This is a genomic window from Roseibium sp., from assembly GCF_048260565.1.
Classification (GTDB): Bacteria; Pseudomonadota; Alphaproteobacteria; order Rhizobiales; family Stappiaceae; genus Roseibium.
In genome coordinates, this window is sequence record NZ_JBLXGP010000003.1 from 450184 (window position 1) to 464618 (window position 14435).

Here is a 14435-nt window from a genome sequence, read left to right on the forward strand (position 1 = left end):
AAGACGAGGTGACGCGGATCATGACGGGAATTTCGGGAAGGCCGTTGCTTGCCCTGGCCATGGCGCTTGCGCTTGCCGCCTGCCAGACCGCGGGCGGAGCTGTGGCGCCAACTCCGACGCCTGTCGTCTCGCAGTCCGCGCCGCCGCCACAGGTCAAGGCGGTCGCCTATACGGAGACGGCGCCGGCGTCGGCCGCCAGCTATTCGGAATATGTGCTCGATATGGCAACCGGATCCGAGCTTTACGCCCACGATGCCGACAAGATCCGCTACCCGGCTTCGCTCACCAAGATGATGACGCTCTATCTGCTGTTCGATGAGGTTGCCTCCGGCCGGTATTCGCTTTCAAGCCCGCTGACCGTCTCGGCGAGAGCGGCCAGCCAGCCGCCGGCCAAGCTCGGCCTGAAGGCGGGCTCGACGATCACGGTGGAGCAGGCCGCCCGGGCGCTTGCGGTGAAGTCGGCAAACGACGTGGCGGTGGCGATTGCAGAAAACATATCCGGCAGCGAAGACGCCTTTGCCGCCAGAATGAACGCGCAGGCGCGCGCCCTGGGCCTTACCAGAACCCGCTTCGCCAATGCCAGCGGGCTGCCGGATCCCAATCATGTGTCGACCGCCCGGGATATGGCCAAGCTCGGAAGGGCGCTGAAAACCCGTTTTCCGCAATATGCCGGCTTTTTCCGGGCGAAGTCCTTCACCTACAACGGCCGGACCTACGAGACGACGAACAATCTGCTTGGCAAGGTGCCCGGTGTCGACGGACTGAAGACCGGACATACCAACGCGGCGGGCTACAATCTGGTGGCAACAGCGCACCGGGGCGGGGAACGGCGTCTCGTCGTGGTCATGGGCAGCAAGAGCGAAAGCGCCCGCGACAAGGAAGTCACCCGCCTGCTTGAGGCGTCTTTCTGACAGGCCGGTTGAAGGCGGGCGCTCAGGGGCTCGTTTAGGCGGCGTCGGCCAGGCACACCCGGTTGCGGCCGGCGTTCTTCGATTGATAAAGGCCCTGGTCGACACGGCGCATCAGCCCCTTGTGGCCGAGATCGCCGCCGGTTCCGTGATAGACGCCGGCCGAGAGGGTCAGCCGGAATTCGGCGGGGGCGAAGTCCAGCCTGGCTTCGGCGACGCTCTTGCGGATTGCCTCGGCGATTCGGACAGCCTCGTCCTGAGAAATCTCGGGCAGGATCGCGGCGAACTCCTCACCGCCAAGGCGGGCGAGGCAATCTTCGTCGCGCAGGTGCCATTTGATGAGGTCGGCGCAATATTGGAGTGCTTCGTCACCGGCGACATGGCCGAAGCGGTCGTTGACCTGTTTGAAGTGATCGAGATCGAACTGCAGGACGGCGAAGGCCCTCCGGGTTTCATCCGACAGCAGGGCCTTCAACCGGAGTTCGAATTCGCGCCTGTTGTAGACGCCGGTCAGGGGATCGCGATGGGCCGCGTCGCGCTGTTCGGCAACGGCCCGTTCAAAGGCGATGGCAAGGGAAAAGGCTCCGCTCGCGCTGACATAGATCAGGGCGAGCAGCAGATGGAACGTCAGGATGACGTCGTCCGGCAGGCCGATGCCCATGTTCTGCCATTCGGCAATCCCCTGAAACACACGCACCAGAAACGAAATGCCGACCAGAATATAGGCCAGGGTCAGGCCGTGACGCGATGAAAGACGGGAGGCCTTCATGCCGAAGTATTCCCGCGCGGTGCCGAACGCAAGCGCTGCCAGCATGACATTGGTCACGGTGTAGGTCAGTCCGTAATTGTTCATGGCGAGCGCGGGCAGGGTCGTTGCGATCAGGATCACCAGAGGGCCCCAGATTCTTACGTTGCAGAGCTTGCAGCCGGCGAACTGGCGCGCGGCGTTCCAATGCAGGCCAAAGCCCACCAGGAGAAGGCCGTTTGGGACCAGAAACACGACAGTAGCCGGCAGGTGCGCTTCCACAATGTAGAAAACCAGGGCCGTGGCCAGGACAAGGTTCGCAACGGTCCATGTTCGCCAGTAGCGGGCACGCTTCATGTCGTGAAATGCGGCCAGGAAAGCTATTGAAAAAACGACCAAAATAACTGCGTTGGCCGTAAAAAGGCTAAATTTGTCCACGGCAGGAAAGCCTTCGAATGTGACTGACAAGGCAAAAGGCGTATCGATGATGTTGCGGACACTAGGCAGAGCCCCTTGCGGCGTGTTTAACGCACTCGGTAAAACTTTATCTAACCGTGCAGTAATTTGTTTCGGCAGGATGCGGAGTGGCGGCAGGGTAGGAACTAAGTCTTTGAAAGCATGTCCTGATCAGGTGCCGGTATATTCGGAAATGCGACAAAACCGCGCTTTCCGGCATTAGTATTTTTCCCAATATTTTTTGGTATTCATGAAGACCGCCTTGGCTGAGAGGCTTTCAGGGCGCGGTCGTGCAGTTAACAAATCCAAACCCGATGCGTTGCCGACGGAATTGTCGACCGGGACATATTAACGCCTTCTGACCCGGGGTAAGGGTATTTTGCCGGTCCAAACAATAGTTTACAGCAGGACATGGAGCGCCGGCGGGCTGCAATTATGAGGTGCGGTCGGTTTCAAACTATCGGGATTGAATATGAGCCGCAGGATGGTCCATTATCGAAAGCGATTGGTGTCGGGTGTCGGGCTCTATGAACAGGAAGACGTCAGCGTTATTGCTCTCTGCCTTTTGGCTTTCGGTGGCTGCCGCGCCCGCCGGCGCGGTCGAAAGTCATGACGATGCGCTCAAATCCCTGAATCGGGGGACGATCGAAGACAGTCTGTCATCGCCTGGACGCGGCAGTCTGGATGAAACGCTCGAGCCTGAATTTCTGGAACTGGACACGTTGCGGGCCGCGGCTGCCGAAGGAGATCCGGAGGCGCATTTCCGGCTGGGGCTGGCCTACGAAAACGACCGGTTCTGGACGCCGGACTATGACAAGGCCTTCTTTCATTTCAAGGCAGCTGCGGATGCGGGATATCCGGCCGCGAAAGGCGCTTTGGGGCAATACTACCAGCTCGGTCTGGGGACGGAACGGGACCTGGAAAAGGCCGTCTGGCTTTATCAGGATGCTGCCGATTACGGTCACTACTGGAGCGGGATGCGGCTCGGCGCCATGTACCTGAACGGTCTGGGTGTGCGCCGGGACCATGCCCGGGCCCGGTTCTGGATCAAATGGGCATCCGACAACGGCGTGTTGCAGGCGACCGACTGGTTGGGCTGGCTTTACGAGAACGGCTGGGGTGTCGAGCAGAATTACGAAACCGCGGCAAAATACTATCAGCAGGCGATCGAGGACGGCTACACCGACAGTTATGCCTCGCTCGGGTTGCTTTACGAAGATGGCATGCTGAAACCCGGAGGCGCCGAAAAGGCTGTAGAGTTGTACCGGCAGGGGGCGGTTCGCGACGATCCCCGTTCGACCCACTACCTGGGAGAAATGTACTGGGCCGGGTCGGGGGTGGCGCAGGATTACGCGAAAGCGGCCGAGCTTTTCCGGCGATCCGTCGACCTGGGCCGGACGCGCGCCAACATTTCCCTTGGTGTCGCCTATGAAACCGGCAAGGGCGTGGCCGAGGATAACGCCGCCGCCTTCAGGCATTACAAGGCGATGGTGGATTACGATCGGGATGCGCAGGCGGTCGCCTATATGGCGTCGCTCATGGATCGCGGTCTCGGCACACAGAAGAATCTGGAAAAGGCGCGCGCGCTTTTCATCGAGGCGGCGGACAAAGGCTACGGTTACGCCCAGTACGAGGCCGGCCGGATGCTGCTCTACGGGCTGGGCGGAGATGCGCAGCCGCAGCGGGCGCGCAGATATATCCGCGCGGCGGCCGAAGACGGGCGGTCCTATGCGCAGGTGCTGCTGGGGAACATGTACTACTGGGGCAACGGCGTTGCGGAAGACGACAAGGAGGCGTTCGACTGGTTCACGAAGGCCTACGAGAACGATCGTCAGGCCGGTGCCTTCGCTCTTGCCCAGTGCTACCAGTACGGTGTCGGCGTTGAACAGGATGTCGGAAAGGCGCGTGAAATTTATCTGGAAGTGGCCTCAGACGACGCCGATGCGGCAACCGGGCTCGGCGACATCTACGGCGACAAGGACGGCGACTTCTACGATCCGCAGCGCGCTTTCGACTATTACCTCCAGGGCCACGAAGGCGGCGATATCGACGGGACCGTGATGCTGGGCGAAGCCTATTTCAAGGGCGAAGGCACGAGGCGGGACTACAAGCGTGCCGCGGAGCTTTTCCGGAAAGGGGCCGAACAGGACAACGCTCTTGCCATGGCCTATCTCGGCCATATGGCGGAACGAGGGCTTGCGACCAAAAAGGACGTCAAGGCCGCGGTCGAATGGTACGAAAAGGCTGCGCAAGGCGACAATGCCTATTCGGCCCGCCGGCTTGTCCACATCCACTCCAATGGCCCGGACGTTTTGAGGGACCGGAAAAAAGCGCTGCACTGGCAGATCAAGCTGGCAGAGGGCGGAGACGCCAAGCTGGCTTACGAAGCAGCGGAGGCGCTGTCGCGCAGCGCCCTGCTCGGCGATAAGCAGACGGCGTTGGATCTCTACAGAGTGGCGGCGGACAACGGCAACCTGGAGGCGACCGTCAAATGGAGCCGGGGGCAGATCCTGGAGGAGGCGTCCGAGCCGGATTTTGAGGGCGCGGTCGAACGGCTGCTGAAGATTTCGAAGTCCGATCCCCTGGCGAGCCTCGGGCCGCTTTCCGGCCTTGTCCGCAACACGGAAACCGGCAAGTGGCAGAAGCTCGGCGAGCGGAACCAGAACCTGTTTCTCGGTCTGGCCTATCAGTACGGGATCGCGCTGCCGATCGATCCGGAAAACGCGGAAAAGCATCTGAGGCTGGCGGCCGAAGGCGAGGACCGTCTTGCCACGACCCGTTATGCCCTGGCCGATTTTCTGCTGACGCAGGCGGCAGACCGTCCAGGCGCAAAGGAAGAGGCATTTAAAAACCTGGAAATCGCGGCCAATCGCGGCCTGACGATTGCTCAGCAACGGTTGGGGGATGCCTATTTCAACGGAACGGGTATCTCCCGCGATACGGGCAAGGCGGCATTCTGGTGGCAGCTTGCGGGCAAAACATCCGTCAAGGCGCGGCTTGCCGCCGCGGACCTGGTTCTCGACACCAAAACGGATGCGGGCGAGCGGGAAAAAGCGGTGACGTTGCTGGAGGATGAGGCCGAGACCGGAAATGCGGAGGCCGCGGCGGCTCTGGGCACCTACCATGCCTACCGGGCCGACGAGCCGCGCTTCGATCTGGCACTTCACTGGTTCGAGAAGGCCGCCCGGTTCGGTGAACCCCATGCGCTGACGGATATCGGCTATCTCTATAAAAGCGGCAAACTCGAGAAGGCGGACGTCGGGCTTGCGTGCGACTATTTCCTGAAAGCCGTCCAGGCGGGGGACGAAAAGGCGGCGGCGGAAGTTGAACTCTGCTCCCAGGCCGGGACCAGGTTGGCGCACGGCAAATCGAAGACGCCGAAGTCACGCTGAGGTCTTTCCGGTTTCCTTTTGGCGGGGCGTGCGAGGCAATGTGAACCTGCTATTGGGCAGGCACTTTCAGAGACGAGCCTGGGCCTTCAGACGTCGGCGGCCGTACCGATCGGCGACGACAGGACGGAGCGGAGGCGACCATGAACGAACATGGTGTTGTCCATGCCAAGTTTACATTGGAGCGGATCTACAGGGCGCCCAGGGAGCGGGTTTTCGATGCGTTTGCCGATTTCGAACAGAAACGGCAATGGTTCGAAAACCGGGAAGCGACCTCGGCCGCATCGATGGATTTCCGCATCGGCGGGCGTGAACACAGCCACGGCGTCATGAATTATCATGACCATAGCCATTCCTACCGGTTCGATTCCATCTATCTGGATATCGTCAAGGACGAGCGGATCATCTATGCGTATGACATGGATGCGGACGGCCGGCACATTTCCGCATCGCTGACCACCATCGAGCTGTTCGACGTGCCGGGCGGCACAAGACTGAAGTTCACCGAACAGGGGGCTTTCTTCGATGGCCACGACGGCCCGCAGATGCGCGAGGCCGGAACCCGTGACCTCCTGGAGGCACTGGGGCGGGTGGTGGAGGGGTAGGGTTTTCAAGTTGTTGTCGGTCGAGCGCGCAACGCCGAACCTTTTTGTTGCGCGCTACCACTTTTGCGGTGCTTCCGGCGTCTGCAGCGGACCCGCCGCGGTGACGACCGTCACGTCAGCCGCCAGGGCGTGACCATGTTCAATCGATCATGGCGGAGAACGGCTGTTGAAAGGGTAGTAAATGCGTAGAAGCTTTAAGTGGTTGGCAGAAAAGGGTTTAGTTCCGGGATTGCGGTTTCGCGCCAACTGTCTGCTGTTTTAATTTTTGTGCGATCACGCGAGCAAGCGGCTTGGCAATTTCAAGGGAGGCTTGAGGGCCTTTCGGCGCACGCATTGACACCTTTCCAAGGTATTTCCCGACAACAAACTCCAAATCAAGATTATCGTCGACCATTCTCCAGGCGGCTCCAGCACTCAAGGACGTGTAGCCATTGTTGGAAACGTCATAATCCAGAATGTCCTGTACGCTTAAGGAATAGCCGGCATCTTTTTCCGGCTTGGCAACCATTATGAACACCCGCACGTTCATGTAAGGGAAATCGCAGTCCTGGGTAGCCCCACTGCCTGGTTTGCACCAGCTACCGTTTTTATTCACGGAAAAGCCTTTTCCGGTGCTCATCGTGAAGGACTGGCGCCAGATGTCATAAGGGGATCCACTCGTTTGATTGGCGACTGGAGTTTCGGTGAAAGCTTCGCGGCCATCCTGTACCCACCACCAACCGGCAGGCAGATCCGACGCCGGATCCAAAAACAGGGACGTGTTGATTCCTGCCGGTGCCGCAAGTTGATCGAGAATTCCCTGAACACTGGCCCAGACAGCGTCTATGAGGCTTTGTTTCTGTCCTGCCAGGATCTCCCGCTGGTAGGTCACCTCCATCCGTCCGGTCCAGAAATCGTCAAGCTTTCCTTTCAGGTGTTCTTCAAGGCGTTTGCCGACGAGATCAGGATTGTAATCCTTCGCCTTCAAAAAGGTCTGATATTGTGCTTCGTATTGAGGCCAGTAACCTTTGAAACTAAGGCCGCCATTTGCCCGCTGGAGGTTGTATATGGCCTGTTCGAATGCTTCTTCCGGCGAAGCGTAGCTGTAATCGAGACGTCCTCCGCGGGCACGCTTGTATTCTCCATAGACAGCAGCGTTGAGCGCCGGCACGAATGCGTAATCACGGATCAGTTCGAGCGAGGCTTTATATGCTTTTACGGCGGCAATGAAGGCCGCCACGGGAGGAGGCAATGCCTTGCTGACAAACGTATCCGCAGCGCCTGTCGCCGTTCCGGTCACGAGATCGACGACAACCTCGGAGTCTTTTCCCTGCAAAAGCTTGTCGATCAGTTGAGCTGCGGTAACCGCACTGCCAAGCTTTTGCATCCAGGCCGGATTGTCGCCCAACGTCTGAGCGATAATGTCTGATGAAAGTCCCGTCACCCGCGAAACTTCGTTTATGACTTCCTGGCGACTTGCGCCTTCCTGGGCCCCCGCGACTTGCAGGGACCCTGCCCAGAAAACCAGGAGGGCAAGTGTAAGAATTACGACGCGGGCGCCCATCGGAAAATCTCCAGCTTGTGAATCTTGATGACTTTCTGCCGGGCATCAAGCGCAGCTAAATCATTTATCCGCCTTGATTATTCTCAAATCGCTGGGAGGGCTTATCTGTTACAGCACAAATGACCGGGATGCCGACTGATATGCTTGTCTGTTTATGGGCCTTGGCATTGTCGGCCCGCCTATCAGGAGGAATTGATATTGAAAATACTCGATCTCTTGGCCAAGCTTGGCATCCTTCGCTTTGGCGTCAAAAGCGGAACGTATCACTCCGGCAAAGACCGTCCGGCGGAGTTTCTTATTGATGGCGTATATGATGCGGAAAAAGACCTGACACATGCGGAAGACCTGAAGAAACCCACCGGCTCCAAAGACGGATCCGACTAATTTCAGGTCATACCCGCATTGCACCCAAGATCACGTCCTCACCGCCCACGACGCCATGCCGGAGGCTTACACCAAGGAATGTCCGGGGCAAGTTCTGTGTGACCGGTTATGAGTTCATGACCTGACACATCCCCGAAATGCAAAACGGCCCGCCGAAAGGCGGGCCGCTGCAAGCCGGATAAACCGCAAGCTTAGTTCTTGGTCTTGTCGACCAGGGCGTTGGACTTGATCCACGGCATCATGCCGCGCAGGCGCTCGCCGACTTCCTCGATCTGGTGTGCGTCGTTCAGACGGCGGGTTGCCTTGAACTTGGCGGCACCTGCCCGGTACTCCTGCATCCAGTCGGAGGTGAACTTGCCGGTCTGGATGTCGGTGAGGACGCGCTTCATTTCAGCCTTGGTTTCGGCGGTGACGATGCGCGGGCCGGTGACGTATTCGCCCCATTCAGCCGTGTTGGAGATGGAGTAGTTCATGTTGGCGATGCCGCCTTCGTAGATCAGGTCCACGATCAGCTTCACTTCGTGCAGGCACTCGAAATAGGCCATTTCCGGAGCGTAGCCGGCTTCGACCAGGGTTTCGAAACCGGCGCGGATCAGTTCGACGAGACCGCCACACAGAACGGCCTGTTCGCCGAAGAGGTCGGTTTCGCACTCTTCCTTGAAGGAGGTTTCGATGATGCCCGAACGGCCGCCGCCGACGCCGCAGGCGTAGGACAGGCCGAGGTCATGGGCATTGCCGGAAGCATCCTGGTGGACGGCGATCAGGCAGGGCACGCCGCCGCCGCGCTGGTATTCGGAGCGCACGGTGTGACCCGGGCCCTTCGGGGCGACCATGAGAACGTCGACGGTGGACTTCGGCTCGATCAGGCCGAAGTGGACGTTGAGGCCGTGAGCGAAAGCGATGGCAGCGCCGTCACGGATGTTGCCGGCGATGTGGTCCTTGTAGATGTCGGCCTGGAGTTCGTCCGGGGTTGCCATCATCATCAGATCGGCCCAGGCAGCGCCTTCAGCCACGTTCATGACCTTGAAGCCGTCGGCTTCGGCCTTCAGCGCGGTGGTGGAGCCTTCGCGCAGCGCAACGGCGATTTCGGTGCAGCCGCTGTCCTTCAGGTTCATGGCATGGGCGCGGCCCTGGGAACCGTAACCGATGACGAGGACTTTCTTGGACTTGATCAGGTTCAGATCGGCATCGCGATCGTAATAAACACGCATGGGTCTTCCTTTCTCCCGTTTGTCATGGGGGACCCGGCCTTATTTCCGGTGTCCCGATCTTTCGAACGTATTCCGTGGTTGTTGGCTATCCGGTGCCGGTCAGGCCTCGAAGAGCCGGTAAAACCTGTCGACCGCGACCCGTGCCTGGGCTTCCAGGTCGCGTTCCGCTTCGCTGGGCGTTTCGCCCAGCAGCAGGCGAATGTGGACGTCGCGGACGGCCAGGCCGTAGAGCACCTGATAGGCCTCTTCCGCGTCGTTGAACTTGATCAGCCCGCGGTGGCGCCCGGCCTCCAGCAGCGAGCGGGCGCGGGCGGAGATCATGTGCTTGCCGCGCACCAGAAGCAGCCGTCCGAGCCGGCTGTCGTCCCGGTTCGACTGGCCGATGGCAAGGCGATTGAGCGCCAGCGACGTCTCGCCGAACAGGACCGCAAGCAGTTCCGTGGCGAAGGCGACCAGGTGGGTACGGAACGTTTCCGCATCCGCCGTGGCGCCGCTTTCGGGCGGGAAATGCACCTTGCTCGCCTGATAAGCGACGACGGCGGCAAGCAAACCATCCCGGTCGCCGAACCACTTATAAAGGCTTTCCTTTGAGCAGTTGGCGGTGCGCGCCAGACCCGCCGTCGTCAGCGCCTTCTCGCCACCGCCGACGAGCAATGCCAACGCATGCTCCAGCACCGCTTCCTGGCGCGGCGTGAAGGCGATGTCTTCGAACTCGGGATCGACGGTGTGGGCGGACATGGGCATGGCAGTTGCTGTAATGTGTTTGTACCGTACGGTACGGTTCGGGATTTATGGCGGAGGCGGAAGGCGAGGTCAAGGGGGAATTTGGGGGAGGGACTGGACTGCGTCCGAAGCCGGACTTTGAAGCCCCCTTTTCAAATGAAAACTCAGGATATAAATATGAGTAAATAATTCAAGTTTAGGAATTCCAATGGCTGCTCCCCAGAAACGTAAACCCCGCATCCTGACCGTCAAATCCTCCCGCTACCTTACCCCCCACATGATCCGTGTCACCCTGACCGGCGATGACCTGGCGGATTTTCCCGAAAGACAGGAAGGCGCCCACTGCAAGCTCGCCTTTCCGCGCGCGGATGAAAGCCTCGAGGCGTTCTCCGCTCTTTACGCGGAAGGCAGGCCGAAGGAGCGGCTCCATCCGGTCCGCACCTACACGGTGCGTGCGTTCCGGCCTGAAAACCTGGAAATGGATATCGATTTCGTCGCCCATGGGGACGAGGGGCCGGCGACCCTTTGGGCACAAAGAGCAGAGCCGGGCGATTTCCTGGCCTTCATGGGGCCGGGGCCGGTCAAGCTGACGGAGTTTTATGCCGACTGGTATCTGGTGGCCGCCGACATGTCGGCGTTGCCCGTTGCTGCCGCCACGCTTGAGGCCATGCCGGCGACGGCGAGGGGCGTGGCGATCTTCGAGATCCACACGGAGGAGGACCGGCAGGAGATCGATATCCCTGAAGGCATCGAGGTCCATTGGCTGGTCCAGGACGATCCGCATCTGCCGTCGGCGGCGCAGATCGACTTCATTCGCGATCTCACATTCCCGGAAGGCCGGATCCAGACCTGCATTGCCGGCGAGAGCGGCGTCATCCGCGAGCTGCGCATGCTGGTGCAGACCGAGCGCGGCATCGACAAGGCCGACGCCTATATCTCCGGCTACTGGAAGATCGGGCTGGTGGAGGATCAGCACCAGCAGGCCAAGCGGGCAGGGGCTGCCGGCTAAATCCTCTGCGGCACCGGTTGCCAGGTGGTCAGGCCTGTCGGCGGCCGAAGGTCCGCCGGCTCCGTTGCTGGGGGATCTGAGCCCGTGGGGGCGGTGCGTAGGTCTGAGGGGGCGGATTATCGGTGTCGGCGGACGGACCTAAGATCGTTCCCCGGTTCCGCTCGATGCCGCAGAAATAGATCATTAGGCCGGTGCCTGCGGTCGGAAGCAGGAAGGTCAGATACCAGAACCCGCTTCGGCCGCTGTCCCGCAGCCGATTGAGGCAAGTCGAGAAATTCGCGAACAGGACCGAAAGGAGTATTCCGGTAAGGGCCCAGGTCTCGCCGGAGGTGCGTGTGCTGACCGGTTCGGAGCGGTCCGACAGAAGGAATGCGGTCAGAAACAGCCCGGCAAAAGCGGCGGCGAATATTCCGAGCTGCGCCAGCCACCACTGGAGCCGTGTCATCTGCCCCTCAAACGGATTGAAAAGAAAAGCCATACTGAAACTCCTGACAATATGGCTTTCCTATCCTGCACAGGTGAAAATTCGCTAAATGGAACCCTGGGTTTAGTTGGTGCGGGCAGGCCCGCGTGAAAATCTGTCCTGTAGTAACGGCCTAATACCCGTTGCATCCGCGCGCCTGCTAGCGTTCTTCCCGTTCTAGCTTGCTAATGGGAGGATGCGATGAGCGCGAAGAAAATCCTGATGATCACCGGTGACTTCACCGAAGACTACGAAACGATGGTGCCGTTCCAGACGCTTCTGGCGGTCGGCCACACGGTGGATGCGGTTTGTCCGGGCAAGAAGGCCGGCGAGACGGTGGCCACCTCGATCCACGATTTCGAGGGCGACCAGACCTATTCGGAAAAGCGCGGGCACAACTTCGCGCTGAATGCCACGTTCGCCGATATCGATCCGGCCGACTACGACGCCCTGGTCATTCCGGGCGGTCGGGCGCCGGAATACCTGCGTCTTGACGCGGATGTGATTGCCGCCGTGAAATACTTCTTCGAAGCCGGCAAACCGGTGGCAGCCATCTGTCACGGTGCCCAGCTTCTTGCTGCCGCCAGAGTGATCGAGGGCCGGACGGTGTCGGCCTATCCGGCCTGCCGTCCGGAGGTGGAACTTGCCGGCGGCACCTACGCCGAGATCGCCATCGATGCGGCCGTCACGGACGGCAATCTGGTCACGGCTCCGGCGTGGCCGGCCCATCCGGCCTGGCTCAGTCAGTTCATGGCCGTTCTGTCCGGCGAGGCGGCAGGCTCCCTGGCCGCCTGATATAGGCTTGGTCGTCAGCACTGTTTCGGACGGCACCTGCCTTGGCAGCGGGCCGTCCGGAGCCTATTTTCAGACAGGCCCGAGGAGGATCCGATGTGCAAACTGTTCATTGAAGCCGACGCGACGCTTTGGGAAAGCACGACCCGGTCGCTCAGGATCGACGGCATGGTCACCAGCGTGCGGCTGGAGAACTTCTTCTGGACGACGCTGGAGGAGATCGGCGCGCGTGACGGCATGAATGTGGTCCAGCTCATCACCAAGCTGCATCACGAGTCCATTGACGCCGGCCATGACCTGGGCAACTTCACTTCTTTCCTGCGCGTCTGCTGCGGGCGCTATCTGGCGCTGCAACTATCCGGCGATGTGCCCACCGACAAGCGCCTGCCGATCGCGGGCCTCGATGCCGACGGCATCCTGCCGTCCGAACGCGGTCGGATGCACTAACGAGGACGTGTCGTGGATCTCGTTTTCGGATGCGCGCGGTACCTTGTGAAAAATACCTTGGTGTTCTTCCCTATTTTACATGCCCGCCTATCGGTGCAAAGCTCGTCGCCGGACCCTGAAGCGCGATAGAAGCAACAGCGGGCATGACGGAAATGAAGCGGAACTTCCTCAAGCGGAAAAGCAGGCTGTTTTGAAGGCACGGTCCCTCCTTCTTCTGACGGGTTTCGTTTCCGCGTGGATGATGCCGGGTGAAGCCGCGCAGGCCGGGGGCGCGGCCTACAAGCTGCTTAAACTCGACAGGCAAATCGTGAAATGGGGCGCTCCGCGGCTCGGGGCTCCGGCTCGCATCGCCTACGCTTATGCGGACGGTCCGATCGCGGATCCGGCCGCGCGCAATTGCAAGTCCATGGACCGGCTCGACGCGGCCGGACTTCGCTCAGGACTTTCGATGTCCGACATGACCGCTGCCGCAGAGGCTGCGTTCCGGTTGTGGGAAAAGGCTGGCGGTGTCGTGTTCGAAAGGGTCGATGCGGTTGACGAGGCGGATATCGTGATTGGAGCGCAGACCGTTCCGCGCGGTTATGCTTTTACAAACGTTCACAAGGGAACCGATACGCCGCAAACCGTCTCACGGGAAAAGAACAGCGAACGGGGTCTTGGAAGCGACGACAGGGAAACCGTGAGCCCCGCCGGGGAAACGGCCGCGCAAGTTGCCTCTATTTCCAGGTCGGCGATCTGCATCAACCCCGATCGGACCTGGAAACTCGGCCATGACGGAAACCTCAAGGTTTACGATCTGGTTTTCACCTTCGCCCACGAAATCGGCCACGCGATCGGTCTGGATCACCCGGGGCGGAAGGACGAAGTGATGTACTTCAAGTACAGCGAGGATTTCGATGGCCTGCAAGCTGGCGATATTGCCGGCATCGTCAGGCTATACGGCCCTCCGATATCATCAAATTGACAAGGTTTGGCGCTATGCGGCTGATCTGAACGTTATCCAAGTTCCTTATTTTACTCAATAATTTTATTGTGGATCCTCCCGAAAATCGCCCTGTTTGACCACCACCTTTGCGTGTGCATGCGGCGCGTCGCATCTGAATTTTGCGGCGTTGGGGGTGACTGAAAAGGGAGTTAGACATGATGTACCGTACGATTGCAGCCGGGCTTGCCGTGGCCGCGATGGCCACCGGTCCGGCTCTTGCCCAACAGGCAACGACACCGTCGCAGCCGATTCCGCAGAAAAACGAAGCGCTCGATCCGGCGGCGGAAACGCCGATGGAAGCTCCGAAACCCACCGATGCGGCTCAGGCAACCTCTACCCAGCCATATGTCATGGCCCAGAAGGAAGGCAACATCCTTTCCTCCGACCTGATCGGACACGATGTGGAAAGCCCGACCGGAGATACGCTCGGCGAGGTCTCGGCATTCGAAATCGACCCGGAAGGCCGGATCGTTGCCTATGTGATCGATGTCGGCGGGTTCCTTGGCGTCGGAGCCAAACAGGTTGCGATCCCGGCCGACCAGGTACAGCACGACTTCACCCTGGGCGGGGAGAGCAAATTGATGCTCAACGCCTCGGCCGAGCAACTGGAAAGCGCGCCGGTCTACATGACCCTGCTGCAGAAAAAGCGCGCAATGGATGCGGCAAAGGCGGAAGAGCAATCCTCGCCGCGTCAAACCACCGGTACGCAGTAGGCCCAACAAACCAACTGGTGCACAACAATCCCCATAACGGAGGCCACCAAGGATCGGGTCGC

Annotated in this window: 14 protein-coding genes; 9 read left to right on the top strand and 5 right to left on the bottom strand. The window is 60.1% G+C overall.

The window, feature by feature from the left end; genetic code table 11:
* The first annotated feature begins 20 nt into the window (after positions 1–20).
* Positions 21–911: a D-alanyl-D-alanine carboxypeptidase family protein gene (locus ACN0SO_RS10280; RefSeq protein WP_417677230.1), complete on the top strand. Its 891-nt coding sequence runs from the start codon at positions 21–23 to the stop codon at positions 909–911.
* A 34-nt stretch (positions 912–945) separates the two neighbouring features.
* On the opposite strand, the gene ACN0SO_RS10285 is transcribed toward ACN0SO_RS10280, so the two are convergent.
* Positions 946–2010, bottom strand: a complete 1065-nt coding sequence (locus ACN0SO_RS10285) for a GGDEF domain-containing protein (RefSeq protein ID WP_417677232.1) — start codon at positions 2008–2010, stop codon at positions 946–948.
* Positions 2011–2660: 650 nt separating this feature from the next.
* On the opposite strand from ACN0SO_RS10285, the gene ACN0SO_RS10290 reads away from it, so the two are divergent.
* Both ACN0SO_RS10290 and ACN0SO_RS10295 read left to right on the top strand, forming a co-directional pair.
* The gene (locus ACN0SO_RS10290) at positions 2661–5501 is read left to right on the top strand and encodes a tetratricopeptide repeat protein (protein WP_417677234.1); all 2841 of its coding nucleotides are present in this window, start codon (positions 2661–2663) and stop codon (positions 5499–5501) included.
* A gap of 140 nt (positions 5502–5641) precedes the next feature.
* A complete protein-coding gene (locus ACN0SO_RS10295) occupies positions 5642–6103 on the top strand; it encodes an SRPBCC family protein (protein ID WP_417677236.1) in 462 nt (153 codons plus the stop codon).
* Positions 6104–6320: 217 nt separating this feature from the next.
* Here the strand turns inward: ACN0SO_RS10295 and ACN0SO_RS10300 are convergent, their stop codons facing one another.
* Positions 6321–7646, bottom strand: a complete 1326-nt coding sequence (locus ACN0SO_RS10300; RefSeq protein ID WP_417677238.1) for a hypothetical protein — start codon at positions 7644–7646, stop codon at positions 6321–6323.
* Between the two features lie 198 nt (positions 7647–7844).
* On the opposite strand from ACN0SO_RS10300, the gene ACN0SO_RS10305 reads away from it, so the two are divergent.
* On the top strand, positions 7845–8030 hold the full coding sequence (locus tag ACN0SO_RS10305) for a hypothetical protein (protein WP_417677240.1): 186 nt from the start codon (positions 7845–7847) through the stop codon (positions 8028–8030).
* Between the two features lie 191 nt (positions 8031–8221).
* On the opposite strand, the gene ilvC is transcribed toward ACN0SO_RS10305, so the two are convergent.
* Positions 8222–9241 carry a ketol-acid reductoisomerase gene (gene ilvC, locus ACN0SO_RS10310; RefSeq protein ID WP_417677242.1) on the bottom strand — a complete coding sequence of 340 codons (1020 nt, stop codon included), beginning with the start codon at positions 9239–9241 and terminating at the stop codon, positions 8222–8224.
* Between the two features lie 99 nt (positions 9242–9340).
* Entirely contained in the window at positions 9341–9979 is a 639-nt protein-coding gene (locus tag ACN0SO_RS10315; RefSeq protein ID WP_417677244.1) for a TetR/AcrR family transcriptional regulator, read from the bottom strand.
* A gap of 193 nt (positions 9980–10172) precedes the next feature.
* Between ACN0SO_RS10315 and ACN0SO_RS10320 the strand changes: the two genes are divergently transcribed.
* Positions 10173–10973 (top strand): siderophore-interacting protein, encoded by an 801-nt coding sequence (locus ACN0SO_RS10320; RefSeq protein WP_417677246.1) that lies wholly within the window; start codon positions 10173–10175, stop codon positions 10971–10973.
* 28 nt (positions 10974–11001) lie between these two features.
* Here ACN0SO_RS10320 and ACN0SO_RS10325 read toward each other — a convergent pair whose 3' ends face one another.
* Positions 11002–11451, bottom strand: a complete 450-nt coding sequence (locus tag ACN0SO_RS10325; RefSeq protein WP_417677248.1) for a DUF805 domain-containing protein — start codon at positions 11449–11451, stop codon at positions 11002–11004.
* A gap of 186 nt (positions 11452–11637) precedes the next feature.
* Here ACN0SO_RS10325 and ACN0SO_RS10330 point away from each other — a divergent pair, with 186 nt between their 5' ends.
* The 4 genes from ACN0SO_RS10330 (at position 11638) to ACN0SO_RS10345 (ending at position 14373) form a co-directional block, all read left to right on the top strand.
* Entirely contained in the window at positions 11638–12231 is a 594-nt protein-coding gene (locus ACN0SO_RS10330) for a DJ-1/PfpI family protein (protein WP_417677250.1), read from the top strand.
* A 93-nt stretch (positions 12232–12324) separates the two neighbouring features.
* On the top strand, positions 12325–12675 hold the full coding sequence (locus tag ACN0SO_RS10335) for a ribbon-helix-helix domain-containing protein (RefSeq protein ID WP_417677252.1): 351 nt from the start codon (positions 12325–12327) through the stop codon (positions 12673–12675).
* A gap of 190 nt (positions 12676–12865) precedes the next feature.
* Entirely contained in the window at positions 12866–13639 is a 774-nt protein-coding gene (locus ACN0SO_RS10340) for a matrixin family metalloprotease (protein ID WP_417677254.1), read from the top strand.
* Between the two features lie 176 nt (positions 13640–13815).
* Positions 13816–14373 carry a PRC-barrel domain-containing protein gene (locus tag ACN0SO_RS10345; protein WP_417677256.1) on the top strand — a complete coding sequence of 186 codons (558 nt, stop codon included), beginning with the start codon at positions 13816–13818 and terminating at the stop codon, positions 14371–14373.
* The last annotated feature ends 62 nt before the right edge of the window (positions 14374–14435 follow it).

What these genes read in the sequence shown, in the direction of transcription:
- ACN0SO_RS10300 (WP_417677238.1), bottom strand. Translation starts at nt 7,646, where the DNA reads ATGGGCGCCCGCGTCGTAATTCTTACACTTGCCCTCCTGGTTTTCTGG.
- ACN0SO_RS10335 (WP_417677252.1), top strand. Translation starts at nt 12,325, where the DNA reads ATGTGCAAACTGTTCATTGAAGCCGACGCGACGCTTTGGGAAAGCACG.
- ACN0SO_RS10325 (WP_417677248.1), bottom strand. Translation starts at nt 11,451, where the DNA reads ATGGCTTTTCTTTTCAATCCGTTTGAGGGGCAGATGACACGGCTCCAG.
- ACN0SO_RS10285 (WP_417677232.1), bottom strand. Translation starts at nt 2,010, where the DNA reads ATGAAGCGTGCCCGCTACTGGCGAACATGGACCGTTGCGAACCTTGTC.
- ACN0SO_RS10280 (WP_417677230.1), top strand. Translation starts at nt 21, where the DNA reads ATGACGGGAATTTCGGGAAGGCCGTTGCTTGCCCTGGCCATGGCGCTT.
- ACN0SO_RS10330 (WP_417677250.1), top strand. Translation starts at nt 11,638, where the DNA reads ATGAGCGCGAAGAAAATCCTGATGATCACCGGTGACTTCACCGAAGAC.
- ACN0SO_RS10320 (WP_417677246.1), top strand. Translation starts at nt 10,173, where the DNA reads ATGGCTGCTCCCCAGAAACGTAAACCCCGCATCCTGACCGTCAAATCC.
- ACN0SO_RS10315 (WP_417677244.1), bottom strand. Translation starts at nt 9,979, where the DNA reads ATGTCCGCCCACACCGTCGATCCCGAGTTCGAAGACATCGCCTTCACG.
- ACN0SO_RS10345 (WP_417677256.1), top strand. Translation starts at nt 13,816, where the DNA reads ATGATGTACCGTACGATTGCAGCCGGGCTTGCCGTGGCCGCGATGGCC.
- ACN0SO_RS10295 (WP_417677236.1), top strand. Translation starts at nt 5,642, where the DNA reads ATGAACGAACATGGTGTTGTCCATGCCAAGTTTACATTGGAGCGGATC.
- ilvC (WP_417677242.1), bottom strand. Translation starts at nt 9,241, where the DNA reads ATGCGTGTTTATTACGATCGCGATGCCGATCTGAACCTGATCAAGTCC.